General features: G+C 40.1%; 34 protein-coding genes. 10 read left to right on the plus strand and 24 right to left on the minus strand.

The genetic code is table 11. The features are described from left to right. The first annotated feature begins 164 nt into the window (after positions 1–164). A complete protein-coding gene (locus tag ACE1CD_RS15480; protein ID WP_374825253.1) occupies positions 165–395 on the plus strand; it encodes a hypothetical protein in 231 nt (76 codons plus the stop codon). Between the two features lie 299 nt (positions 396–694). Here the strand turns inward: ACE1CD_RS15480 and ACE1CD_RS15485 are convergent, their stop codons facing one another. Then, positions 695–2,242, minus strand: coding sequence for an ABC transporter ATP-binding protein (locus ACE1CD_RS15485; RefSeq protein WP_374794409.1), 1,548 nt, complete (start codon positions 2,240–2,242; stop codon positions 695–697). A 329-nt stretch (positions 2,243–2,571) separates the two neighbouring features. Between ACE1CD_RS15485 and ACE1CD_RS15490 the strand changes: the two genes are divergently transcribed. Together ACE1CD_RS15490 and ACE1CD_RS15495 are read left to right on the plus strand one after the other, a co-directional pair. Continuing rightward, positions 2,572–2,889, plus strand: a complete 318-nt coding sequence (locus ACE1CD_RS15490; protein ID WP_374825255.1) for a hypothetical protein — start codon at positions 2,572–2,574, stop codon at positions 2,887–2,889. 142 nt (positions 2,890–3,031) lie between these two features. Continuing rightward, complete coding sequence (locus ACE1CD_RS15495) at positions 3,032–3,400, plus strand: hypothetical protein (protein WP_374825257.1); 369 nt, start codon at positions 3,032–3,034, stop codon at positions 3,398–3,400. Between the two features lie 186 nt (positions 3,401–3,586). On the opposite strand, the gene ACE1CD_RS15500 is transcribed toward ACE1CD_RS15495, so the two are convergent. The 4 genes from ACE1CD_RS15500 to ACE1CD_RS15515 form a co-directional block, all read right to left on the minus strand. Further along, a complete protein-coding gene (locus ACE1CD_RS15500; protein ID WP_374825259.1) occupies positions 3,587–4,417 on the minus strand; it encodes an ABC transporter permease in 831 nt (276 codons plus the stop codon). A gap of 303 nt (positions 4,418–4,720) precedes the next feature. After that, the gene (locus tag ACE1CD_RS15505; protein WP_374825261.1) at positions 4,721–5,065 is read right to left on the minus strand and encodes a hypothetical protein; all 345 of its coding nucleotides are present in this window, start codon (positions 5,063–5,065) and stop codon (positions 4,721–4,723) included. Between the two features lie 138 nt (positions 5,066–5,203). Next, on the minus strand, positions 5,204–5,392 hold the full coding sequence (locus ACE1CD_RS15510) for a hypothetical protein (RefSeq protein WP_374825263.1): 189 nt from the start codon (positions 5,390–5,392) through the stop codon (positions 5,204–5,206). Between the two features lie 36 nt (positions 5,393–5,428). After that, on the minus strand, positions 5,429–5,680 hold the full coding sequence (locus tag ACE1CD_RS15515) for a hypothetical protein (RefSeq protein ID WP_374825265.1): 252 nt from the start codon (positions 5,678–5,680) through the stop codon (positions 5,429–5,431). 125 nt (positions 5,681–5,805) lie between these two features. Here ACE1CD_RS15515 and ACE1CD_RS15520 point away from each other — a divergent pair, with 125 nt between their 5' ends. From ACE1CD_RS15520 to ACE1CD_RS15540, 5 genes are all read left to right on the plus strand, one after another. Beyond that, a complete protein-coding gene (locus tag ACE1CD_RS15520) occupies positions 5,806–6,138 on the plus strand; it encodes a hypothetical protein (RefSeq protein ID WP_374825267.1) in 333 nt (110 codons plus the stop codon). Further along, positions 6,101–6,472, plus strand: a complete 372-nt coding sequence (locus ACE1CD_RS15525) for a hypothetical protein (protein WP_374825269.1) — start codon at positions 6,101–6,103, stop codon at positions 6,470–6,472. The genes ACE1CD_RS15520 and ACE1CD_RS15525 overlap by 38 nt, the downstream gene beginning before the upstream one ends. Positions 6,473–6,642: 170 nt before the next feature. Next, entirely contained in the window at positions 6,643–7,056 is a 414-nt protein-coding gene (locus ACE1CD_RS15530; RefSeq protein WP_374825271.1) for a hypothetical protein, read from the plus strand. A gap of 6 nt (positions 7,057–7,062) precedes the next feature. Beyond that, positions 7,063–7,191: a hypothetical protein gene (locus ACE1CD_RS15535; protein WP_374825273.1), complete on the plus strand. Its 129-nt coding sequence runs from the start codon at positions 7,063–7,065 to the stop codon at positions 7,189–7,191. 129 nt (positions 7,192–7,320) lie between these two features. Continuing rightward, positions 7,321–7,677 carry a hypothetical protein gene (locus tag ACE1CD_RS15540; RefSeq protein ID WP_374825275.1) on the plus strand — a complete coding sequence of 119 codons (357 nt, stop codon included), beginning with the start codon at positions 7,321–7,323 and terminating at the stop codon, positions 7,675–7,677. Here ACE1CD_RS15540 and ACE1CD_RS15545 read toward each other — a convergent pair. Further along, on the minus strand, positions 7,670–8,185 hold the full coding sequence (locus ACE1CD_RS15545; RefSeq protein ID WP_374825277.1) for a thermonuclease family protein: 516 nt from the start codon (positions 8,183–8,185) through the stop codon (positions 7,670–7,672). The genes ACE1CD_RS15540 and ACE1CD_RS15545 overlap by 8 nt on opposite strands. Before the next feature lie 49 nt (positions 8,186–8,234). Between ACE1CD_RS15545 and ACE1CD_RS15550 the strand changes: the two genes are divergently transcribed. Further along, positions 8,235–8,975, plus strand: coding sequence for a caspase family protein (locus tag ACE1CD_RS15550; protein WP_374825279.1), 741 nt, complete (start codon positions 8,235–8,237; stop codon positions 8,973–8,975). A gap of 85 nt (positions 8,976–9,060) precedes the next feature. Here ACE1CD_RS15550 and ACE1CD_RS15555 read toward each other — a convergent pair whose 3' ends face one another. Beyond that, a complete protein-coding gene (locus ACE1CD_RS15555) occupies positions 9,061–9,837 on the minus strand; it encodes a peptidoglycan-binding domain-containing protein (RefSeq protein WP_374825281.1) in 777 nt (258 codons plus the stop codon). 55 nt (positions 9,838–9,892) lie between these two features. On the opposite strand from ACE1CD_RS15555, the gene ACE1CD_RS15560 reads away from it, so the two are divergent. Next, positions 9,893–10,903 (plus strand): patatin-like phospholipase family protein, encoded by a 1,011-nt coding sequence (locus ACE1CD_RS15560; RefSeq protein WP_374825283.1) that lies wholly within the window; start codon positions 9,893–9,895, stop codon positions 10,901–10,903. Here ACE1CD_RS15560 and ACE1CD_RS15565 read toward each other — a convergent pair. The 17 genes from ACE1CD_RS15565 to ACE1CD_RS15645 all read right to left on the minus strand — a co-directional run bounded on the left by ACE1CD_RS15565 (position 10,867) and on the right by ACE1CD_RS15645 (position 21,297). Then, positions 10,867–12,003: a DNA cytosine methyltransferase gene (locus tag ACE1CD_RS15565; protein WP_374825285.1), complete on the minus strand. Its 1,137-nt coding sequence runs from the start codon at positions 12,001–12,003 to the stop codon at positions 10,867–10,869. The genes ACE1CD_RS15560 and ACE1CD_RS15565 overlap by 37 nt on opposite strands. After that, on the minus strand, positions 12,000–12,401 hold the full coding sequence (locus tag ACE1CD_RS15570; protein WP_374825287.1) for a hypothetical protein: 402 nt from the start codon (positions 12,399–12,401) through the stop codon (positions 12,000–12,002). The genes ACE1CD_RS15565 and ACE1CD_RS15570 overlap by 4 nt, the downstream gene beginning before the upstream one ends. Further along, a complete protein-coding gene (locus tag ACE1CD_RS15575; RefSeq protein ID WP_374825289.1) occupies positions 12,388–13,395 on the minus strand; it encodes a hypothetical protein in 1,008 nt (335 codons plus the stop codon). Before ACE1CD_RS15575 ends, ACE1CD_RS15570 begins: the two co-directional genes overlap by 14 nt. A 53-nt stretch (positions 13,396–13,448) precedes the next feature. Further along, positions 13,449–13,835, minus strand: coding sequence for a hypothetical protein (locus ACE1CD_RS15580; RefSeq protein WP_374825291.1), 387 nt, complete (start codon positions 13,833–13,835; stop codon positions 13,449–13,451). A gap of 98 nt (positions 13,836–13,933) precedes the next feature. After that, on the minus strand, positions 13,934–14,854 hold the full coding sequence (locus ACE1CD_RS15585; RefSeq protein WP_374825293.1) for a phage Gp37/Gp68 family protein: 921 nt from the start codon (positions 14,852–14,854) through the stop codon (positions 13,934–13,936). A gap of 90 nt (positions 14,855–14,944) precedes the next feature. Further along, complete coding sequence (locus ACE1CD_RS15590) at positions 14,945–15,343, minus strand: zinc-finger-containing protein (RefSeq protein ID WP_374825295.1); 399 nt, start codon at positions 15,341–15,343, stop codon at positions 14,945–14,947. Between the two features lie 82 nt (positions 15,344–15,425). Then, positions 15,426–16,340: a DUF5895 domain-containing protein gene (locus tag ACE1CD_RS15595; protein ID WP_374825297.1), complete on the minus strand. Its 915-nt coding sequence runs from the start codon at positions 16,338–16,340 to the stop codon at positions 15,426–15,428. 89 nt (positions 16,341–16,429) lie between these two features. Continuing rightward, positions 16,430–16,888: a hypothetical protein gene (locus ACE1CD_RS15600; protein ID WP_374825299.1), complete on the minus strand. Its 459-nt coding sequence runs from the start codon at positions 16,886–16,888 to the stop codon at positions 16,430–16,432. Positions 16,889–16,967: 79 nt separating this feature from the next. Next, the gene (locus ACE1CD_RS15605; protein WP_374825301.1) at positions 16,968–17,420 is read right to left on the minus strand and encodes a hypothetical protein; all 453 of its coding nucleotides are present in this window, start codon (positions 17,418–17,420) and stop codon (positions 16,968–16,970) included. Between the two features lie 83 nt (positions 17,421–17,503). Next, on the minus strand, positions 17,504–17,719 hold the full coding sequence (locus ACE1CD_RS15610) for a hypothetical protein (protein ID WP_374825517.1): 216 nt from the start codon (positions 17,717–17,719) through the stop codon (positions 17,504–17,506). Continuing rightward, the gene (locus ACE1CD_RS15615) at positions 17,646–18,023 is read right to left on the minus strand and encodes a hypothetical protein (protein WP_374825303.1); all 378 of its coding nucleotides are present in this window, start codon (positions 18,021–18,023) and stop codon (positions 17,646–17,648) included. Before ACE1CD_RS15615 ends, ACE1CD_RS15610 begins: the two co-directional genes overlap by 74 nt. Positions 18,024–18,062: 39 nt before the next feature. After that, on the minus strand, positions 18,063–18,557 hold the full coding sequence (locus ACE1CD_RS15620; RefSeq protein WP_374825305.1) for an SLOG family protein: 495 nt from the start codon (positions 18,555–18,557) through the stop codon (positions 18,063–18,065). A 47-nt stretch (positions 18,558–18,604) separates the two neighbouring features. Continuing rightward, positions 18,605–18,880, minus strand: a complete 276-nt coding sequence (locus ACE1CD_RS15625; RefSeq protein ID WP_374825307.1) for a hypothetical protein — start codon at positions 18,878–18,880, stop codon at positions 18,605–18,607. A gap of 80 nt (positions 18,881–18,960) precedes the next feature. Next, a complete protein-coding gene (locus ACE1CD_RS15630; RefSeq protein ID WP_374825309.1) occupies positions 18,961–19,380 on the minus strand; it encodes a hypothetical protein in 420 nt (139 codons plus the stop codon). A 76-nt stretch (positions 19,381–19,456) separates the two neighbouring features. After that, a complete protein-coding gene (locus ACE1CD_RS15635) occupies positions 19,457–19,984 on the minus strand; it encodes a hypothetical protein (protein ID WP_374825311.1) in 528 nt (175 codons plus the stop codon). 440 nt (positions 19,985–20,424) lie between these two features. Beyond that, positions 20,425–20,829, minus strand: a complete 405-nt coding sequence (locus ACE1CD_RS15640; RefSeq protein WP_374825313.1) for a hypothetical protein — start codon at positions 20,827–20,829, stop codon at positions 20,425–20,427. A 111-nt stretch (positions 20,830–20,940) separates the two neighbouring features. Beyond that, on the minus strand, positions 20,941–21,297 hold the full coding sequence (locus ACE1CD_RS15645) for a DUF4326 domain-containing protein (protein ID WP_374825315.1): 357 nt from the start codon (positions 21,295–21,297) through the stop codon (positions 20,941–20,943). Between the last annotated feature and the right edge of the window lie 67 nt (positions 21,298–21,364).

Here is a 21,364-nt window from a genome sequence, read left to right on the forward strand (position 1 = left end):
ACTCAAAAAGCTAACTTATTTTTCTCTTAAATCCTGATTAAATCAATCTTTTTTTACTCAGCTAAAAGCTGAGCTATTTTGCCTTGTATAGGAGTTTAGACTAACCGCGCCCTAAAGCGCGGTTAGTCTAAACTCCAGTACTTAGTTCTAATTTTAATACAGTATTGGTTGATAGGTTGAGCAGCGATGAAGACAAGCAGAGCGGTAGAGAAACAGAGGTGCAAGGCAATATTTCAACTGCTACTAACTCTTCACTATCCACTACCCAAAAAAACACTGAAATCGTGGAAGCAACTGGTTGGGTAACAGACAACAAAGGTCAAATAGTGCTGATAGCGTCTGCGCCTACTGTCACGACTAAGGGTAGTTCGTTTACGCCTCCATCATGTCCTTAAAAAAGCCGTCACTGGATGAGAGAATTTTGGATGAGAGGATTTTGGATTGGCTAGTGCATTACGCAGAAATAACCCACCCGTTTCTAGAGCGCCAGTGCAGTAAAAGAGATTGACAAAACAAATAAGGTGTGTATTTCTACAGAAACCTCGGCGACGGTGTTGCATTTGGATAGAAAAATTGTTGCAGGTTGCGATCGATTGTCGCCCAAATGCTAAGCGCATCCGCGCCGCCGTCGCGTTCGCCCCTACAAAATACATATTTCGTTATTTTTGTCAATTTATTCTACTTGACTGGCCCTCTAGTGTCCTGCCATTCGTTGACCGATTTCAACGAAATCGGCTGCTTCGATATCGCTTTCGTACACAAATTTACCTTCGCTGATCACAACAATACGATCGCTCAATTTCAATATTTCATCCAAATCTTCGCTGACCAGCAATACCGCTACACCGCGATTTCGCGCTGACACCATTTGACCGTGAATAAATTCAACCGCAGCAAAATCCAATCCAAAACAGGGATTGGCAGCAATCAGCAATTTGACGTTATCTGATGAAAGTTCTCGCGCCAAAACTGTACGCTGCACGTTACCGCCAGAAAGATTACCAACGGGTGTATCTGCGGAAGGTGTTTTAATCGAAAATTGATTAATTAAAACTTGTGCGAATTGACGAATTAATTTGGGAACGAGTAACCAGCCGTTTTGCGCTTGGGGTGCGCGATCGAATGTGCGTAAAGCCAGATTTTCTGCTACACTCATATGCGGTACGCAGGCATTTTTGAGCGGTTCTTCCGGCAGGGCAAAAATCTGGTGCTTGTACATTTGCGATCGCGTCGCCTTGTAAATTTCACCGTTAACTAAAATTTCACCTGCTGTGGCGGGACGCTGACCTGCCAGTACTTCCACCAATTCTCGCTGACCGTTACCGGAGACACCGGCAATGCCGACGATTTCGCCTGCGCGTAAGGTCAGGTCAACACCGCAAACTGCTTCTAAACCGTTATCTTTGTTGGCGCGAACCGCTTTGATTTCTAGAACGGGAATATGGGAGGGAGGTGCTGTTTTCTCCACTTGTTTCGCTTCTTGTTTCTCACCCAACATCATTTGCGCCATTTCGGGAACGGTGAGATTTTTTACCAATCCGTGACCTGCGAGTTTGCCTTTTCGCAGAACGGTAATTTCATCGGCAAAAGCCGTCACTTCGCGGAATTTATGGCTGATCATCAATACGCTTAAGTTGCCGGCAATTACTTCATTCCGCAATAAACCTAAAACTTCATCTGCTTCTTGGGGAGTGAGTACAGAAGTAGGTTCGTCTAGAATCAGAATTCGACTTTTGAGATAAAGCTGTTTGAGAATTTCCAGTTTTTGCTTTTGTCCGGCGGCTAACTGGGCGACGGGGGTATGTAAATCTACTTGGAAGGGAGACGATTTCATAAATAGAGTGAGGCGATCGTACTCTTCTTCCCACTTAATTAGATTGGGACTGTCAAAACGAGACAGCACCAAATTTTCTGCTACCGTCATCGCAGGTACTGAAGTGAAGTGCTGATACACCATACCGATGCCGTATTTATGGGCATCGCGAGGACTCTTCATCGTGCATGGTTGATTGTCGATCGACACTTCGCCGCTGTCCGCAGTGTAAAAACCCATGACGCACTTGACAAGGGTACTTTTCCCCGCGCCATTTTCTCCCAGCAACGCATGAAATGTCCCCGGTTTGAGGGTCATCGAGACGTTATCCAGTGCCGTCATACTGCCAAACCGCTTGGTCATGTTCACCACTTCTAGTTCTGGTGGCTTGGTTAGTTCTCGCGTTGTGCTGGCCGTGGTTGTGGTCATGCGATTACCTCGATTCGGAGACAATTTTAGCTAAATATCTCACTTGGCGTTACATTAAAATGTTCTGCTCGAACGTTTTTTCCATACTCTAAGTAATAACACTTAGCCGTTCGGTCATCTTTCCGTTAAATTTGGTAACTTTTACTTTAATTAGACGCTTGGTTTTGCTAACCTGTTTTGAACATGGCGTTATTTTAAAGAGCAAAAGTCTTAACACAACTTAAAAAGTTCACAAGTGATGGTGGCGCTCGGTCATAAGCAGTTGGCTTTGGATCGAAGCTCGATCGCAAAAGACGCAAGTTCCGAATGAGAGGAAAAATAGGGAAGATATGAAGCATTACGCTGATGAATGGATTGCAGAATGGTGTCAGGAAAATGGCTGGACAGACTTAACTGTGGCCGGTTGTGACAGCTATTGGGCTTTCCCTCCGGGAGCGGTAATGCCAGAGCCGATCCCCACCAAGGCTATGAAATTGATTAAAGCACAAAAAGGATTGAGCGGTGAAGAAAAATGGTGGGCGATCGCATCCGTCGCCGGGACGATCTTTGCTGCCATTGTCAGCTTAGTGATGAAGTGTCCCATGCCGATGGTGGGGGCGTTTGCGTTTTGCGCCGTGACCGTGGGTCAATTGGAAGTAGAAGATTGAGGAATTTGCGATCGCAGATTTAGTTCTGGTCAGACAACATAGCAGCAAGCCCATCTTTAATTTTCATTACATTAAACCCTTCGCATCTGGTTGTGCAGAGACTGAGCGGATAAAATAGCGAAATCTATCAAGTAGGTAAGCTATGAGTCTGTCTCTAATAATAGCTCTGCTGATGATAATTGCTTTGATGGGTGTGCTGACTTGGTACGATCGCAAAAATAATGATGGCATACACCCAATGTTGCTACAGGCTGTCAAAGGAAATAAAGCTTTAGCCAAACGACTGCTGGAACAAGCAAAATTTAAATATCCCGGCAAGTCCGACAGGTGGTATGTAGAAAAAATTATTTACGATTTAGAACGCGATGGGGCTGGCGGTAGGGGTCGTGCCACAACTTATCGGATGAGCGGTAGAGAAGTGAGGGAAAAAATTTTCTTGTTCAGTGCGATCTTAGGAGCAATGAACATGATTTTATACACGGTAACTGGCTGGTTCAGAGGTAGGGGCTAGAAAAAGTCAAAAGTCAAAAGTCAAAAGTCAAAAGTCAAAAGTCAAAAGTCAAAAGTCAAAAGTCAAAAGTCAAAAGTCAAAAGTCAAAAGTCAAAAGTCAAAAAGAAAAAGGAAAATATTAATTCTTTCGCTCCCCTGCTCCCCTGCTCCCCTGCTCCCCTGCTCCCCCACTCCCCCACTCCCTCTCTAAGAGCGAGGATCTAAACTATCGCGCAAACCGTCTCCCAAAAGATTGAAAGCCAAGACTGTCAGCGTAATAAACAAACCGGGAAAAATGGTCGTCCAAGGCGAAGAAAGAGAATAACCGCCTTTGAAAGCGTCGGAAAGCATAGTTCCCAATTCTGGAGTGGGAGGTTGTGCGCCCAAACCTAAAAACCCCAATCCTGCTGCTTCCAGGGTAGCAGTACCGATCGAAAGTGTAGCTTGTACCACGATGGGCGATAGGGTACTGGGTAAAATGTGGTAGAAAATAATGCGCGTTGGGGAAGCGCCGAGTGCTTTGACTGCTTGAACGAATTCCCGCTCTCTGAGGGAGAGTACCATACTGCGAGTCAATCGGATATAAATGGGAACTTGCACAACTGCCACTGCGAGCATCACGCTGGGCAAACTGGGGCCGATAACGGTGACGATCGCGATCGCTAATAATATAGATGGAAAAGCCAACAAAATATCTGTCAACCACCCAATTACCGTTTCGAGATAACCTCGGAAATACCCAGCAATCAATCCCAAAATTAATCCTGCTATCAGTCCCAATCCCACCGAGATGAGTCCGACCGATAGAGAAGTTCGCATCCCGTACCAAACCAAAACTAAAATATCTCGTCCTAATCCATCAGTACCAAACCAATGTTCGGGAGTGGGAGATTGCAACCGCGCTAGATAATTTCTGTCTGTGGCGGGATCGTAAGGATGGAGGATGGGCGCTAAAAGGGAAAGAAGGATAATGGTGAGGGTGAGGATAAGGCCCACTTTCCCGGAAATGGATTTTAAAAACCGTTTTACTGCTTTCATCGAAAGGAGGGAGAGGGAAGAGGGTGAGAGAAAAGCGAGAAAGAAAAAAGGCTTTGAGAGAAAGCTGAGAGAAAAGAACAAAGCAAGCATCTCGGTTATTGCTGAAACGCTTGTCTGACAAAGGATTGACCTAAAAGATTGACCAAATGGACGCAACTGGACTCGAACCAGTGACCCCTACGATGTCAATGAGCGTATGGCGAACTGTAGCTCCCTAAATACAAGCATTTTAGCATTTTCCAAAAACAATATATTAATTTTGTATTTTTTAAATAAAGAAGCCTGCTTCAGCAGGCTCAAAACTTATCGATTTTGCGGATTTACTTTCTTTCCGGGCTCATACATGGATAAACTTATAGGCCCTGATATTTCCAACATCCGCCGAAATGAGATAATTTCTTCAAAAAGCATTTGATTTTGCTTTTCTAAATATTCAATTCGATCGGTTTTTTCTTTCTGATCTAATTTTCTCCTTTCGATCTCTGCTAAATATTCAGCATTTTTTCGCTTGAGTTCCAATTTGATAAATTCCTTAATTGCATAGGCAGTTATGGAAATAGCAAAAGGAATTACTATTAATATTCCGTCTTCGATTGATTTGATCGGAATCTGATTTGTTTGTGGTGTTTGAGTTATTAAATATTTCATGGCTATTTTTATCTCCTTTATTTTATTCATGTATTATAAAAATTTTCAGAAAAATATTAGAAACTTTAACTTATTTTTAAAAAGTATAATAATAAGTGTATCACCACGTATACTTGCGATCACAGCTATTCTTTTAAATTAATCATTGTCGAGAAAATTACGGATTAAAAAAATTACTACATCTGCTTTTGATAAGCTATGGGCTTTCGCATATAAATCAAGCTTTTCGGCATCAGATTTAGTTGCCCAAACAGAGATTCTGGTCTGCCGAACTTCAAAATCTTTTTCGCCAATTCCTCGTTTAGATTTAAAGCCTTTTTTGCCCAATTTTATTAGTGAAAATGCGGATACCTAAATTAAGTATTACCCATCTTCTTGATGGGCGGCGTCACCCGAAATAATTTGACTCCATAGCTCATCAGTAGAAATTCCCCTTTTGGCTGCTAGATAGGAGACTTGCGATCGAATCTCCTCTAACCTCGTATCCAACCCTTCACAAATTAAATTGGTTGCTTGCGTAGCAAGGCTTTTTCGCCCTAGCCACGCCGCCACCATTAGTAAATCAAAATGGTACTCGCTCATGGGAGCGATCGTCATTCTTGCATCTTTTCTCATTTTTTCCTCCAAAATCATTATCCCAAAATGCCTCATCCTTGAGTCTAATCAGCCGCTTCGTATCAATTTGTAAAGTTTAGGTCATTAAATGAGTCTAGAAAGACTCAAATTAGTACCATGACAGCATGAACAGAACTTACTTGTCGGTCACGAAACGATTAGATGAAGTTCTCCCAGCGCAGGTCCTCTGGTTGTCCAATGCTGAAATGGAACGGTTTTTCCAAATCTCAGACAGTAAGCGCAAACGGGATGCGGAAATATTACGATCGCTTTGCCCGTCTGGATTCCGAGTCAATTGGAAAAATCGGCGTGGTTACAATCGTGCTGTCCTGGAGGTGTGGTGGGAGTTTTATCAGTTGTGCCGCTTGACCGATCGGGAAGAGGCAATCGAACAGATTTGCAAAGTAATGGAGTTGCTACATGAATCAGCGGGACAAAGAGCGCGTCGAGCGTGCTAATGGCAATGGGCATCAGAAACAGCAAACGCGATCGGCAACCAATGCTCAAAAAGGAGCAGGAAATATTCAGGACAAGATGATTGCTGCTCGCCAAAAAGTTAAGGACACAACCAAAGCATTTGTAGTAGGTGGAGGAATCTCAGATGCTTTGGACGACATTGCAAACGGGGACTTTGGCGAATTTGGCGATGAAGTGTTGACTGCTTTTGACAACTTTATTGGTGAATTTGAAGAAACACACAAATCTCTTAAGGAGGCTGAAATAAGCCCAAAATACTCTTTGCCCTCCTCACCATTTCAAACATTGGAAACCGAAGCAGCAGCCATCAACTGAAATTAGAGCAGTGGTGGGAATTTCCGCACATTATGATGCCATGAGTAGACGAGAGGGTGAACTTCGCGCTCAACTTCATTCACCAGCTAAATTCTTTTGGGGAATGATTGTTGGTGCAATTCTAATGTTGTTTTTCTTGCAAAATTTCAGTTTTTCAATCAGGAGAACAAATGCAGACACAAACACAAGTTTCAGCAGCGGATCTAAGTGAACTAGAGTTTATGATTCAACAGGAGACTTTAGTGCGACAAGAGCGATCGCATCTCATTCGCGGTCACGTTGCCAAAGTTGAATCAGCAAAACTTTGGGCTGATAAACAAGAAGTTACTGTTGAGCGTCGGCAAACCCAGCTAGATACCGAGAAAACCAAGCTTGAAACTGATAAACAGCGACTAACTCAGGCTCAAGATACGCTCAAAGCTGAAACTGCGATGACTCAACTTAATCGGTTAGGCCATGTGAAAAAACTTGCCAAGAAAGCCTACGGAATCTCAGGAGACTTGAATATTTTGAGGCAAGCTCAAGGTGCGATCGCTGGGGCTGGAAGCATTGCTGGTGCTTTATCGGCAGGTAAGAAATCCTAATCACTTATGATGAGATTATTGTCCACTCATTTGAATGGCAGAACGGATTTAAAAAAAACTTACCAAAAGGCGGAAGTTATTTGGGGAAAGGATCTGGCAAATGGAAGTATCCTCTTTCTGCCCGATCGCAGTTAGAGCAGCTTGGTTTGCCTGTTATTAAATATCCTGATATTTAATAATTAACTTTGAGATACTAAAAACTGTTTTTTGGTTGCTCATAAAATAATTTTGTGCTAATTTAAAATTAGAATTCAATCAACCAAAATGGCAACATTAACCGAAAGAAAAGCTGCCTTGAAAGCGGCACAAAAAAAAGAAAAGAACGCAATGAAATCCAGACATAAAGCAGACTTAACTGCTCTAAATAATCAGTGGGATCAGTACAATAAAAACTCAGATTCGCAGTACAAATCTACTGTTCAGAGCTACAACTCCAGAAAAAAAACAGCATTGGATCAACTGAAGTCAGAACTCAACCAGATCAAGAACAATCGCAAGATTCAGAAATCAAAATCCAAGGAATCTAAGTCAAGAGAAACTAAAGCTCTAAAAGCTGCACAAGATTTAGAAGAAAAAAATATGCTGACACGCCATGCTAATGAACTTGCTGCAATTAAATAGTAAATTTTTTGAATTCTCTAGGGAGTAAGAATTTACCTGATTTATAATCAGGCCAAAATCCTAAATTTCCCTTGTATGCCTTAGCTGTTCCGTCAATGATTCCCTTGTACAGGGTCAGTTCTCGCGTTATAGGCCAATCGTAGCGATCGAATGGCAGGAAAGGAACAGCTAATCCATTAGCAATTAATTGATATTGAATATTATTTTTAGCAGCAGAGCTACCCAAGTACCAATCGGAAATAGTTCGTCCATATTGGTCTTGCCCGTAATTATAAATAATTAATATAAAACCCAAGGGAATAAGTGAAGAGAGAAATTCTTTCGATCGCTTTCCCCATTCCCAATGAAGTAAAACCTTTTCATCGTCAGAGGATTGATTTGCGTGTTTAATTTCTGGGCAATCAATCCATCTAGCACGGCTGTTAAAACTTTCGCCATTTCCTAAGTTGGTAAAATTTATTGTGTCGCCATCGGAAATATAATTGATTCTGGCTTTAATTTTTTCCATATTTAGTTAATCAAAAAGTATAATAGATTTTAGCATTTTGGGCATAAAGATGAAAGGATTATCTCTACACATTGGCTTAAACAAAATAGATAAAAAATCTTACGATCCATTATTAGTACCAGATTTAAAGGCTTGTGAATTTGACGCGATCGATATGGAGAATTTAGCCAAAAAAATTGGATATGAAACCTCAATACTTTTATCTGCTCAAGCAACCTATGAAACAGTAGTCCAAGCGATTATTAATGCTGCATCTCAATTAAAATCTGGAGATATATTTTTACTGACATACAGTGGACATGGATCGCAAGTTCTTGATCGCAATGGTGATGAGTCAGACGGACTAGACGAAACATGGGTATTGTACGATCGCCAAATTGTTGACGATGAATTATACGAATTGTGGAGCAAATTTAAAGCGGGTGTAAGAATTGTTGTGGTATCAGATTCATGTCACAGTGGTTCAGTTACTAGATCTGGTGTTCCAGTTGAGGAAAATCTTACAGCCATTAAAAATGGCTTAAAAGAAAAATCAATTCCAGTTTGCCAAGCTTGCGGAATTCTTTTATCTGGCTGCCAAGATAGTCAAGTTGCGATGGATGGCGATCGCAATGGCTTGTTTACCCAAAAACTCCTTGAGGTTTGGAGTGATGGTAAATTCGTTGGAGCATATCGGCAGTTTCGGGATGCGATCGCTGCCAAATTACCCAAGCGCCAATCACCCAATTATTTTACTTTTGGCAAAGCATCAACAAATTTTTACAAGCAAAAGCCGTTCACGATTAAGTAAGAATTTTCTTAGCGCGATCGACGTATTTCCGGCGATCGGCTAATTCAATCGTACCATTCCCAAGCAATTCCAAGGTAGGATCAACCTATAATTTATCCCCAGCGATAATGGTTGTAAAGAACAAATAACTGTTATTGATCTGATAGCGATTGTCCTGTTTGATCAGCCTCATAAATTCTCTGTGTCCATTGCGAGTTCGCCCGACCAAACAGCCAGCACTAGCTAAACTAATGTTAGTGCGTGGATAGTCGTAGCCCCAATGTTGGTTAACGGCAAAAAGACCTTCTTCGATCGCATCTCCAGTACGCATCATATCCCTGTTGGCGTCCCTGTGAACTTTGATCGGCGCAGCTTGCACTAAGGCTTCGTGAGGTTCTGAATTACCGTGAATACCGACGCGCCAAGCTTTGTACTGTCCAAAAACAATGCGGGCGGCTCCTTTGGGGTTCATGGGATTGTTAGTGTAGTGATAGCCCGGTTCAGTAGTTGCTTCCCAACTGCCAACGATTCTAGGAATTCCTGAAATAATTTCAATAACGAGTCTGCGATCGTTGAATTCATTTGGGCGATCGGGGTTTAATTTCCCATCCCCATCAACTCCTTCAACATAAACTATGTTAAATCTGTTAGCTCCAATAGCAATAAAATATTTATTCTGGAGCATATATTTAATAATGCGACTAGCAAAATCTGAACCTAAACTCCAAGGAATTGCTGCTTCAGCTAGATCTGATTCTTGAATGAAATAGATTTTCTTAAAATCATTTAAAGCTTGTTCTGAATATTTTCCCCATTTTCCATCTGCGGGAGGATCGAGCAATCCTAAGCGAATTAAATGTTTTTGAATTTCTTTGCTATCCATTTTATTTTAGTTAATTCAGTAATTATAATTATATAAGAAGTTTTAGGTGATTTTTATGAAGATTTTATCGATAGATGGCGGTGGAATTCGTGGAATTATCCCAGCAATAATTTTGGCAGAAATTGAAAACCGATTAGGGAAACCGATCGCAGAACTATTTGATTTAATTGCCGGAACTTCAACAGGTGGAATACTGGCAGTAGGACTAACCAAGCCATATCCGCTCAATCCGCAACAACCCCAATATGATGCAGAAGATTTGGTAAAAATGTATCGGGAAGAAGGCGATCGCATATTTTACGAGCCACTACATGAAAGATTTACCAAAGTTGATGATTTGATGAAACCAAAATACTCATCAGCAGGCAGGGGTGAGATTTTGGAGGAATACTTACGCGACGTAACTTTGGAGAAAGCACTTACATCAGTTATGCTTACGAGTTACGATATTGAACTACGGATGCCGATATTTTTTGTAAGCGATCGCTCGTCAGAAATAATCGGTGAAGGTTTCCGTAAAATCGGAACAGGATTTACCATGAAGCAAGCAGCTATGGCAACCAGTGCTGCACCAACTTTCTTTGAACCATATCATCTTCCTACTGTGCAAGCCAAAAGCGGGTTTTATACTTTAGTTGATGGTGGTGTAGTTGCCAATAACCCAACCTCATTGGCAATTATGGAGACAATAATTAGCTCTAAAAAAGCTGGCGATAAATTGGATATTGACGAAATATTAGTAGTATCATTAGGAACTGGTTCTTTAACTAGAAGATACCCTTATGAAGAAGCAAGAAATTGGGGATTGATTAGTTGGGCAGAGCCGATCGTAAATATTTTGATGGATGTTAATAGCGAATCAGTAGCTAGTCAGTTGGAACAGCTATTACCACCAATGCAAGGTTATCCCAAAAAATATTATCGATTTCAAGTTCCGCTAACTGAAGCTAACGATGACATGGATGATGCCAGTCCCAAAAACATCAAAAACTTGGAAAAGTTGGCTCATCAACTAATTGCTGAAAAACATTATGAAATTGATAGTTTGTGTGAAATGTTGAAATAACCCATTGCATAAATAACTTCTGATGCGATCGCCCGTGCCAAGAGCGGCGGTACTGAATTACCAACTTGCCGAAATCCATGCAGAATCGTCGGATGAAATCTAAACCAATCAGGGTAAGAATGTAGTCGCGCTCCTTCTCTAACAGTGATACACCGGCGTTGATGAGGATGAATCGGTCTGGGGGCAGTATGGTTTCCTCGATCGCTTCCAGTTCCAGCTCTCAAAGTTGGGGCTAATCCAAATGGATTCAGTTTGTGAAAATGGCTAACTGGTTCAAGACGACCGGGCGGTGTGGCGGCAAACCGAGCGATCGATTTAGGACTGTGAATAGAGCGCTGACTATTGGTGAGCAGATTCGGGTTGAACTGCCTCACATAACCAAAGTGCTTATCAGTATCCCATCGAAGCTGCGCCGCATAAGTTCCAGGTAACGTAACCCATTGCCCAGACTGGATTTCAAGCCAATCGCGTTCGAGCAATTCAGGATAGTTAGTAACTTCGGGTAAATCGGCTATCGCTTCCCAAACCGTTGGCGGCATCTTGGGAACAACTTGGGAATAAGTTGGTAAATCTAGTCCCCGGCGAGAGCCAATCAAAAATAGTCGCCGACGATTTTGTGGCACACCGTAATCAGCTGCATTGAGTACGACAGGCGAACGAACCACATAACCGGTAGCCCAAAGATAATCAATTGCGTTATCTAAATATTTTCGGTGCGATCGCATCATTAGTCCCGGCACGTTCTCCATGATGAAGTAGTCAGCCCGTAGTTCTGCAACCAACCGAACGAAGTGAAAGACTAGGTTGTTGCGATCGTCTCCTAACCGTCGTTTACCAATCAGCGAAAATCCCTGACATGGCGGACTGCCCGCAACAAGATTGATTGTGCGATCGCCAATTCCAGCCAGTTGGCGCAATTCAGCAGCCGTAAGTTCGGCAATGTCTTTGCAGATGGCAGGGCAGTGAGGGAAGTTGAGTTTGTGGGTTTGGCAGTTGATGCGATCGACATCGACGGCAGCCACCACATCAAATCCAGCTTGTTCCAAACCAAGTGATAGCCCTCCGGCTCCACAGAATAGGTCGATCGCTGTTGGCCTCATACTGGGATTGCTCGATCGAGTAGCTTAATCTTTGTTGGTGGAATTTGAGTTTTTCTTTCAAATCCCTTGGTTTCTTGCGGAAGAACTAATTCTGGCAACTTTAATAACTCCGGTACTAACTCAATTTTTTCACATTCTGCATCGGAAAATTCATTTAATTCAATTCTTTCAATAAACCATCCACCTTTTTTAGTGAAAAGCATAACTTGATTGATTTGAGTATTTTTAATTTCTGGCAACATTAATAATTTATAACATTCAATAATTGCCAGTTCTTTTTCAGCCTCTCTATGTTTAAGATTGGAAACAAAGATTTCAGCTTCTCCATATAATAATTCGGAATTATCAGACAGAAAACGTTGTTTCAATTCTGCCCAAAATTGCTTATAACTCAACATTTGTTTCACCTACTAAATGTGGTTCTATCCAAATGGTTTTAATTTGCGAGCGACCTTTTCCAACTCGTTGGCTGCGCCAATGACCTCGCCGTTCATGCGGAGTTGGTGATTTTCTGTTAATAAGTTGCTTGCAGTTAATTTTTGATGAAGTTATTTGCTGCGAGATTATTTTTGGTTGATAGTCTTTCCCTATCCATCTTGGATTAAGAGGAGAAAAACTATTTGGAAAAGGAGATTTATTAAATCCCGCTCCTGCTGGAATTGACTCTTTAGGGTTATAAATTTGCAGCCACAACAAGCATTGCAATGTTAACGATAATAATTTGTTAATAAACTCGTTTTCTTCTACAGAAATTTCCAATAAGTTTTTTTCCCTATATGGCATTTTATTTTCATCTGTTCTTTCCAGGGAACACCCTGAAAAATAACAATCTTTTGCTGTAATTGTAAAAATTTGTAAGATATCTTCAGAGCATGGTTTATTAATAATTACTTGTTCTGAAGGAGTTCTGACTAATAGCTCCTCACTTTTTAATATATGACTAAAAATTATCCAATTCACATTTTTGCCTTCCGGCGATTGCACTTCTCCTGTTGGTAAGAAAATTACACCATATTTATGCGATCGCTTTATTCCCATTACATTTGGTAAATCTGTAGCTTCAAATGCTTGTAACAAATTCTTGTTCAACCAATAGCATGGAAAAGTTATAGCATTATTCTCAATAATTTCTCTTAGCAAAATGTTACTATTTAGCGTCACAAAATCTTGATATTGAACTGGTATGTTATCTACTGATATTAATTGCAACGATATCTGGGAAACAAACTCATCCCATTTAGTGAAGCCTGATGGATTGTGGAAGGTTCGTTGATTTAATTTGTGATAATAAAGTGAATGCTTAACAATCTTCTTCAGATTTTTTAGCAATTTTTCTTTGTTGTTAGTTTGAAATATTTCAGTTAAGTCTAATTCAATTGGAAATCCTTTCATATTCTCAAAAATAAAATCCCTACTACCAGTTTAACTGATAATAGGGATTATGTTTATTGATTGTTTTTCAACCAAGATATTGCTCTAAGCAACATTTCGGCATGAGATCTGAAATTTTCGGATTCAATTATCACTACTAATTTAGTAGGTAAATCAAATCCTGGTTCTACCTCCTTGATATGAATGTAGTTCCACAATCGACCAGCTAATCTCTCTGGAAAACTTAAAGGTCGATCGTCTTCTTCAAGCCAAGGTTTTAGCTGAAATCCTTGCCAGATTGTTTTCCTCAAAGAATCACAATCTGAATCCCATTGAATATGTTGATTTCGATATATGTAATCTGGTTTTTTCTGGCCTACAAACAGTCTATGCTCATAAACTGTTGCATCTAATATATCTACTAAAACATAGTCTTTGAGAAGCACTATTTCAATATTCATGTTACAACCTTAACGCATCAGCTTCAATTCGCGTTAGCGTTTTCCTGTTAAATTTTTGAAAAATAATTCCCATCACCTTAAAGGCAATGGGAATTAGATTAATTGGGGAACTGCTGAATCCTTAAATCTTCAGGCCATTCGGAAATATCAGAAGCCTTGCGATCTCGAAACTTAATTTGGTGATGAGTGTCAGCTACATCTGCAATGTAAGGACTGCTGCCAATTACATTTGCTCCAAGCTGTTTAACAAAAACTGGGATTTCTGCATCTTGGCACTGGCGGACGAGCGATCGTATCCAATCAACATTACATTGACGGGCTTTGCTGCCAGATTCACCACCGCAGATGACCCAGTGCAGTCGATCGGTTGGCTCACCATCATAACCCCATTCATCATCGCCATTTCCCCAGCAAATTGTTACAGTTTGCCAAAGCCACTCTTCTAGATGAACTTCTTCCAGCAGTGGCTCACAGCTTAAAAATCTGATTTCGGCGGGAGTTTCTAGTAGCAGAGGTATTCGTTCATCTGCTACAACCTGGTTTTCCACCGAAACACCCAACCAGACATTTTGCAGAGGCAGTTTAACAGAATCTAATCGGGAATATTCGATATTGGATGGCAATGCTCTCTTTAGCCGATTCGTAGTGAGTCCGCTGATATATTTCAGCATTATGTCAGGGCGTTTGGTCAAGATTTGAAATGTATGCTGTGGGCAAAGTGCCATGATTGCAAATGCTCGATCGCGCCACTCGTCCAGTGCATTTTCATGGAATACATCAGACATCGAACAGGTGAATATCTTTTTGGGCGATCGCCAACTTAATGGCTTTAACAATTGAGACTCCACAAACTCAATTGTTCCATCCCATTTTTCAACTTTTTGATATTGTGGAAATTGTTGAAGTCGGGCTGATTTGGCAGCACTGGCTGCATAGCAATTAGCACATCCAGCGCTAATTTTGGAGCATCCAACGATTGGATTCCATGATTCATCTGTCCAGGCAATTGATGTTGTCATTTTCCTTGAGGGTAATGAATTGGTTTCTTGTCATAATAAAGATGACTAAGTAGTTAGACTCAGGTGATTTGCCTGAGTCTTTTTTGAGAACTATTTCCTGTAGAACTTTGAACAAAGCTCAATTACACGCTGGCATTGTCGATCGTCAAACATTCCAATGTGGGTAAGTTCACGTTCAATGTTTAACTCTTTTGATAGCCAATCATAAGCAGCATTTCTAGCTTCGTTTTGACTGCAACCATCTTGTACCATTTTTGCTTTCCATAAAGGATCGAACAGGCTATGAGCTTTATTTCTCAACCTTCTAAGCGATCCATTTGCTAAACTACCCTTGGCTTTATCTGTATTTTTGTGGCAGCCAACGTAAGCATCACATTCAAAACAAATGTAAATCATGCCGTAGGATTTGTTGTAAATTAGCGAACTATCGACAAATGAGGTTTTAGCTTTACAGTAAGGACAAATTTTGCCTGAAAATATTTCATCCATTTTGGAATTCCAAAATTATCCAAATCATCCAAGCGAAAGCATTAAATTAAAGACCCAGGATTGCTCCTGAGTCTTTTAGTTATTAAGCTTTAGGTTTCAGCAAATTAACTTTGGTTGGTAGTAATTGAGGTGCGCCCTCATCTTCGCCTGGAGGCAAAGCAGATTTGGTAGGTTCGTTCATTCCACCAGAAAGCGCAAATCCGGCTGCATTCATGTCGAAAATTTCCCAGATTAATTGCTTCTTGACTTTTGTGCCTAAGAACAAGCTTGGTAAGTTTTCGATCGTTGGCTGTTGGTACTTTTCAATCTTGCAGCAATACGATCTGTTACCCCCTTCGCCTTCTTTGACTCCTTTAAATTCACAGTCAAAGACAACAAGCGATCGCCAACGGTCATCTTTGCCGCTAGCACGGAGTCCAGTTAGCTTTGAAAATGCCAATTCAGCGCTTGAATAACATTCGTCCAAAGCTTCTCTCATACTCCAGAGGGCTACGTTCTTAAAGCGAATTCGGATTGGTCGCTGATGCAGCAATTCGTTGGATTCAGATAGAAACATAATTAAATGCTCACTGACTGCATCCATAATGGATTTGTCGAGCAGATGCTTATTTTCCTCATACCAACCGATTGCAATCAAAGCTAAACTTGGATCTCCGCCACGTTCTTTGAGCGAACTTTCATTTTTGTAGCGTATGTAGGGTTCGATCGCTCCCAAAACAATTAGTCGCGCTTTCGTAAAGAATACTCCTTTCTCTTTACCGCCAGCTAAATCAAGCTCAGTTATCTCTGGTGTACCAATCCAACCAGCTTTACTGAGGTTCTTTTCTGGAATAAATAACCCGGCTGGGTTGTCATTGATTACAATGCCATAAGTTAAGCGCGGAACTCGTGGTGCGTTAAATGCTTCATCCAGCAGTTCAGGATCGATTTCAAATTCAGATGCAATGCTTTGATTATCAGCATTCATCGCTTCAGTATTCATTGCTTCAGTATTCATTGGTTCAGTTTGGACAGTATTTTCAGATTTCTTAGTAGCCATTGATTTCATTGAGTAAATGACCAAAGTGAGAAAGCGAAAGCATTGGTTCAAATTGGCAGATTTATGTCCAAATCCACCAATGAGAATTGTTTGGTATCCCGGATTAACTGCCGCATTCGATCGCCTAATCCAGGTTTACCCAAAACTCCTGAAAACTTGTAATCAAACCAACCGTAATATGATTCACTTGAATCAAATCCGATGGTAGTTACAATTTCTAGAAGCTGGTGCGATTGCTCAATTTTCTTTCTGTATTCAGTCCAGGGATAAAGTGCATTAGTGTTTCCCGAATTTAGAAGCGCATAGCACCAATTCCCTTGGTTATCGAGAAAGGTTAGTTGAACCCAATTCTGTGCTGGTAAATGAGGAAATGGTTTCCCAAATACTACATCTCCAGCCCAGAGGATAATTACTTTCATCTCCGAACCAATTTCAATTAATCCGCTCAGAGATTCCAAGTAAATCTTTCCTACTTTTCGATTAAATCGATATCGTTTAATTTCCATTGCATTACTCGAAAAGAACCAAAATCACAAAGCGAAAGCCTTAATGCAAGGGATGTTTATCCCTTACATTTTAGCTTAATTATTTCAAGAAAACTGATAAATTTGGTTGCCAATAACAGGAGTTTTCTTGCTGAATCAGATACTCTTTCTTAAGTCTAATGATGTATCGATCGCATAGCAATTTATCTCGTTTTGCTTCTAATTGCTCGATCGCTTCCCGCAATTTCTGAATTCGAGTTTCAATTTGTTCTATTTCAGCAGAATGTTTTTGGGCTAGCTGAGATGTTCGAGCTTTAATATCTGCGTCAATTCGAGATAATTTTGCATCATCATCTGGTGTGCAAAATCTTTTCCGTAAACAAAGGACTATTCGACCTTGTTCAGTTTGAAAAACGATTTTACTTTTAGGTTGATATTCATGAAGTTTAAGAGCTTCTTCGATCGCATCTGGCATCAGCATATCAATTTCATGCTGAGTTTTATCAATGCTAACCCGCAACTCTAATATTCGTGAAAGTGCTTGTTGATTCATGTTACTATTTTCTTAGTGTCCTAATTCATCTGGGGAGTAATAGCAGATATCATTCAATGATTCTGCTATTTTTGTTATTGTTGCTATGTTGATTTGCTATTGAGCAAAGCAATTAGTATGCTGCCAGTAGCAACGGGATTGTATTCAGTGGGTGTAAGTTCACCAGTTTTTTGGAGTAAATAAGTGTCGCGATCGGTGCGAACGCATTGCACAATTAATTCAGCATCAAGAGCTTGCTGTGCAAGTTTGTCGATACGTCCGTAAATGTGAGAAGTGATTTGGAATTTGGATTTGCTCATATTGCTTGCGGTGCTGATGAGACATTTGGTTAAAAACTTTGCGGACATCTGAGATTCGCAAATTCTTGTAGGTTAATGTTCCGACTGCGTACTGTTGCCAGATGCCAATTGAATGCAAGTAGATACAGAGGTAATAGCCATAATCAGGCCAAATTAAAGCAGGACATTGAATGCCTGTTAAATAAGGCTGAAATTCTTTGGTGGGTTGACCAACAGTTTTGTCTGTACCTCTGTTAGTAATCCAGAAATCGGCATCAGAAAAGTTGCGTTTAACAACCCAATTGAAACAGGATGTATTGTGCATTGCTTCTGGGAAATAGACCAAAACCCAGAAGCGAAAGCATCAGAATAAACTCAATTGTTGGTATTGAGGATCGATTTTGCTAAATTTGCTGTTACTTGGGTTGAATTGAATGATAGGCAGGTTACGATCGATGGCAGCATTTACAGTCATTGCTGTTCCACCATTATCTCTTCCATCCCAAACAGCCAAACACAAATCACTGCGCTTAACCATCCAAAGATTACGTGCCTGCATACAGCCTGCGGAATACTTTGAATAAAGTACAATTTGTTTTGAAGCAGCATCAAGTAATTTGTGGTAATGCGATCGCTGTTGTTTCGACCATTTCTCATCTTGGTCAGCGCAAGGAATCACAGCAGTCCATTTGAGTTGGTGTTTAATTAACAATTTTGCTGCAATTTGGTCAGTTCCTAATGCCATACCACAGTAAAATTCAGTTGTTCCTAATTGCCGTGCATAACTAATCAACTGATTGATATGATTAGCAAAACCAAATTCGTCGATGTATCGATGTCCAGTGAAGAATGCTTTCATGATAGAATAATTGTGTATGCAACTATGCAAATAAGCGATCGGCTTGCTCATTGACCGATCGCTTTCATTGGGATTTCCATTTCTTTGCGAATGGCATTAGTTAAATCAATTGCTTGTTCCAGAAAACGTTTGATATAAACAATTCTGGTTTTACGATCGATTATCGGATTATTCAGATTATCAATCTGATATTGTGCAGAAACTAGAACATTCAAAAGCATTGCACATTGATTCTGTAATTCAGATGCAGAAATTTCTGGCTCGTCTATTTCATATTCTGGTCTGAGAATTCCTGCTGCTTCATTCCATTGTTTAATTGACATGATGATTTGAGAAAACGCCAACATCAAAAAGCGAAAGCATTAGATGAAATTAGATCCGATCGAAACCGGATCTAATTCTTTTATCGCTGAATGTACCAAGCAACAAATCTTTGGATAAGTTCTGCAACAGGTTTGTCGTAACTAGATAAATAATAAACAGTTACGATATTACCTTGCTTAACTCGCTCGATTAAGCTAATTAACCAGGAATCGAGTTCGTTTTGCTGAACTGCTTGCCATAAAAACTGTCGTTTTTGTTCAACAGTTTCACCTGGAATGTTGCGAACTACCAATCCCTTGCTATGTTTAGCTGCCCAGGTTCGCAAAGCTATATTATTTCCTTGGTAGCCGATCGCAATGTTATTCTTGATAAACTCGTTTTGTTTATCAGAAGTCATTACTCTTCCATCATCATCAAACAATCTTCCTTCACGCTTATTAATTTCAAAGCTGGATTCTTTGATGTGCTTGATTTGTAACATAGCTATCGTTGAATTCATCAATTTCAATCCGCGCTAGCGTTCATGGCGACAGATAAAAAAAATAGATCCTGGATTAAATCCAAGATCTATTGCATTACATTACCGATTGAAAACCCTTAGATTCATTCAGTTGCCAAAACACTAAACTAAATCGTTCAGCAGTTAATATCTTTGGTACACTATGAAGAACCTTACAATTAAACTCAATAATATCACCGTCATTGAGTTTGTAATGCTTATGTTCTTTATCACCATAGCCAAAAACACAACTGCCTAGATTTACACCTCTAGCGATCGGTTTTGCATACCTATGATCTCTATGAGGTCTTATTCGACCATTACTAAAGTTATTATGAACACTTAGTAAGCCGATGTTGCAGCCGGGATAAATACGCTGACTAAATTCCCAAATGCGATTGCGATCGTCGAAATATCCTTTGGTTATGTTTCCGTTCCGCAAATCACAACGATTAAATAACCAAAGATTATACCGATTGTCAGTATAATTACTACGATCGACAGTTAAATCGGGGATTCGATCCTGACACCACTCTCGAAGGTCTTCAAGATTAGTTTTAACCTTGCCGATTAAAAACAGATTTTCATGATATCCACACTTCATCGTAGTTATCCTTAATTCATCAATTTCAATTCGCGCTAGCGTTCATGGCGATAATTTAGCTATAAGTTTATTTCAGTGCGATCGAAAAAAATAAATCCCAAGTTTTTCAACTCAGGATTTATAAATTTAGAATTTAATTTCAAAATACTCTATGTTTTCGTAAATCTTAAGAAACTTATTACTTGTTTTTTGAGATTTACTTGTAATCAACAACCACCAAAACATTTCTTCAATGTATTGGTTAAGACGAATTGTTAGTTGTAAGCTCATTGTAATTTACCAAAAACATCAATTTCAATTCGCGCCAGCGCTTCCCAGCGATAAAACTACAAAAACTAGAACCGATCGAATACGATATGTACTATTTCAAATTGAATATTGATTTTGATGAAAAAAATCACCCCAAATCTATTGCTAGACTTGAGGTGATTTCTTAGTTATTAGTAGGGTTCAACATCGTCATAATCAGGAATTTCACTGAATTCTTGATACTGACGATTGCCAGAATTACGCTGTTGATTCTGAGGGCGATCGTTGCGATTTCCATTCCGACTATCAGCATAATATTTGTTGCGAATATTCAGAACTTCGGAAACTGTATAGCCCAAAGACTTAATCATTTCCATCAGTTGCTGAAGATTCATTTGGTGAACTTCATGCTGATTCCATTCAGGCTCAAAAACTTCTTGATATAGTTTTAAGCCTTTGATATCGCCTTCGTACTCAATCTTGAACTGTTGCCAAGCAATAACGCGCAAAGCATCGCGCAATTGAGAAGCCTGCTTGTTTTCCTTGGTAGGAATGGAAATTTTGATAGAAGACTTAGCAGAAGAATTGGTAGACATAGGAATCCGAAAAACATCAATTTCATTCCGCGCTAGCGGCTCCCCGCGACGGTCTAAAGCCAAAAATAACCCTAGCTATTAAAACTAAGGTTTATTTGGTCAAGTCGAACACTAATATCCTTGATTAATCATCCATCTGATACAACGCACAATCACATCGCCATGACAAGCCAATGGATAACACCAGCAAGTTAATGTGATGCGATCGCCTTTTTTGACTCGATCGCAAATCATAAACAACTCCTCAACTACTGGATTCAATTCACCAGTTTGTTGCCAAGCTTTGATTTGATTCCAAAGCCATTGTCGATAAACTTCAATAACTTGGTCGCGATCGCCATGTTTACCAATTTCGTATGGATTCGCTAATGGGCTTCGCAGCAACTTATGAATTTTATTTTCTCGACCAACATAAATTTTGTCTTGGCCGATAAAGCCTGTTATTCTGCCATCAGAAACTTTGAGCATGGTAAACCTTAATTCATCAATTTAAATTCGCGCTAGCGGTATTTTTCCAATAATTTAAAAAATAATA

Source organism: Aerosakkonema sp. BLCC-F183, from assembly GCF_041929145.1.
In the GTDB taxonomy this organism is placed as follows: Bacteria; Cyanobacteriota; Cyanobacteriia; order Cyanobacteriales; family Aerosakkonemataceae; genus Aerosakkonema.

Bases quoted from the DNA above. Each gene is read 5' to 3' on its own strand.
- ACE1CD_RS15530 (WP_374825271.1), top strand. From the start codon at position 6,643: ATGCAGACACAAACACAAGTTTCAGCAGCGGATCTAAGTGAACTAGAG.
- ACE1CD_RS15560 (WP_374825283.1), top strand. From the start codon at position 9,893: ATGAAGATTTTATCGATAGATGGCGGTGGAATTCGTGGAATTATCCCA.
- ACE1CD_RS15500 (WP_374825259.1), bottom strand. From the start codon at position 4,417: ATGAAAGCAGTAAAACGGTTTTTAAAATCCATTTCCGGGAAAGTGGGC.
- ACE1CD_RS15615 (WP_374825303.1), bottom strand. From the start codon at position 18,023: ATGCACAATACATCCTGTTTCAATTGGGTTGTTAAACGCAACTTTTCT.
- ACE1CD_RS15485 (WP_374794409.1), bottom strand. From the start codon at position 2,242: ATGACCACAACCACGGCCAGCACAACGCGAGAACTAACCAAGCCACCA.
- ACE1CD_RS15620 (WP_374825305.1), bottom strand. From the start codon at position 18,557: ATGAAAGCATTCTTCACTGGACATCGATACATCGACGAATTTGGTTTT.
- ACE1CD_RS15625 (WP_374825307.1), bottom strand. From the start codon at position 18,880: ATGTCAATTAAACAATGGAATGAAGCAGCAGGAATTCTCAGACCAGAA.
- ACE1CD_RS15540 (WP_374825275.1), top strand. From the start codon at position 7,321: ATGGCAACATTAACCGAAAGAAAAGCTGCCTTGAAAGCGGCACAAAAA.
- ACE1CD_RS15515 (WP_374825265.1), bottom strand. From the start codon at position 5,680: ATGAGAAAAGATGCAAGAATGACGATCGCTCCCATGAGCGAGTACCAT.
- ACE1CD_RS15550 (WP_374825279.1), top strand. From the start codon at position 8,235: ATGAAAGGATTATCTCTACACATTGGCTTAAACAAAATAGATAAAAAA.
- ACE1CD_RS15630 (WP_374825309.1), bottom strand. From the start codon at position 19,380: ATGAATTCAACGATAGCTATGTTACAAATCAAGCACATCAAAGAATCC.
- ACE1CD_RS15600 (WP_374825299.1), bottom strand. From the start codon at position 16,888: ATGGAAATTAAACGATATCGATTTAATCGAAAAGTAGGAAAGATTTAC.
- ACE1CD_RS15525 (WP_374825269.1), top strand. From the start codon at position 6,101: ATGAATCAGCGGGACAAAGAGCGCGTCGAGCGTGCTAATGGCAATGGG.
- ACE1CD_RS15490 (WP_374825255.1), top strand. From the start codon at position 2,572: ATGAAGCATTACGCTGATGAATGGATTGCAGAATGGTGTCAGGAAAAT.
- ACE1CD_RS15565 (WP_374825285.1), bottom strand. From the start codon at position 12,003: ATGAGGCCAACAGCGATCGACCTATTCTGTGGAGCCGGAGGGCTATCA.
- ACE1CD_RS15595 (WP_374825297.1), bottom strand. From the start codon at position 16,340: ATGAATACTGAAGCAATGAATACTGAAGCGATGAATGCTGATAATCAA.
- ACE1CD_RS15645 (WP_374825315.1), bottom strand. From the start codon at position 21,297: ATGCTCAAAGTTTCTGATGGCAGAATAACAGGCTTTATCGGCCAAGAC.
- ACE1CD_RS15640 (WP_374825313.1), bottom strand. From the start codon at position 20,829: ATGTCTACCAATTCTTCTGCTAAGTCTTCTATCAAAATTTCCATTCCT.
- ACE1CD_RS15585 (WP_374825293.1), bottom strand. From the start codon at position 14,854: ATGACAACATCAATTGCCTGGACAGATGAATCATGGAATCCAATCGTT.
- ACE1CD_RS15575 (WP_374825289.1), bottom strand. From the start codon at position 13,395: ATGAAAGGATTTCCAATTGAATTAGACTTAACTGAAATATTTCAAACT.
- ACE1CD_RS15555 (WP_374825281.1), bottom strand. From the start codon at position 9,837: ATGGATAGCAAAGAAATTCAAAAACATTTAATTCGCTTAGGATTGCTC.
- ACE1CD_RS15605 (WP_374825301.1), bottom strand. From the start codon at position 17,420: ATGAATCAACAAGCACTTTCACGAATATTAGAGTTGCGGGTTAGCATT.
- ACE1CD_RS15545 (WP_374825277.1), bottom strand. From the start codon at position 8,185: ATGGAAAAAATTAAAGCCAGAATCAATTATATTTCCGATGGCGACACA.
- ACE1CD_RS15635 (WP_374825311.1), bottom strand. From the start codon at position 19,984: ATGAAGTGTGGATATCATGAAAATCTGTTTTTAATCGGCAAGGTTAAA.
- ACE1CD_RS15570 (WP_374825287.1), bottom strand. From the start codon at position 12,401: ATGTTGAGTTATAAGCAATTTTGGGCAGAATTGAAACAACGTTTTCTG.
- ACE1CD_RS15520 (WP_374825267.1), top strand. From the start codon at position 5,806: ATGAACAGAACTTACTTGTCGGTCACGAAACGATTAGATGAAGTTCTC.
- ACE1CD_RS15505 (WP_374825261.1), bottom strand. From the start codon at position 5,065: ATGAAATATTTAATAACTCAAACACCACAAACAAATCAGATTCCGATC.
- ACE1CD_RS15610 (WP_374825517.1), bottom strand. From the start codon at position 17,719: ATGAGCAAATCCAAATTCCAAATCACTTCTCACATTTACGGACGTATC.
- ACE1CD_RS15590 (WP_374825295.1), bottom strand. From the start codon at position 15,343: ATGGATGAAATATTTTCAGGCAAAATTTGTCCTTACTGTAAAGCTAAA.
- ACE1CD_RS15535 (WP_374825273.1), top strand. From the start codon at position 7,063: ATGATGAGATTATTGTCCACTCATTTGAATGGCAGAACGGATTTAAAA.
- ACE1CD_RS15580 (WP_374825291.1), bottom strand. From the start codon at position 13,835: ATGAATATTGAAATAGTGCTTCTCAAAGACTATGTTTTAGTAGATATA.
- ACE1CD_RS15495 (WP_374825257.1), top strand. From the start codon at position 3,032: ATGAGTCTGTCTCTAATAATAGCTCTGCTGATGATAATTGCTTTGATG.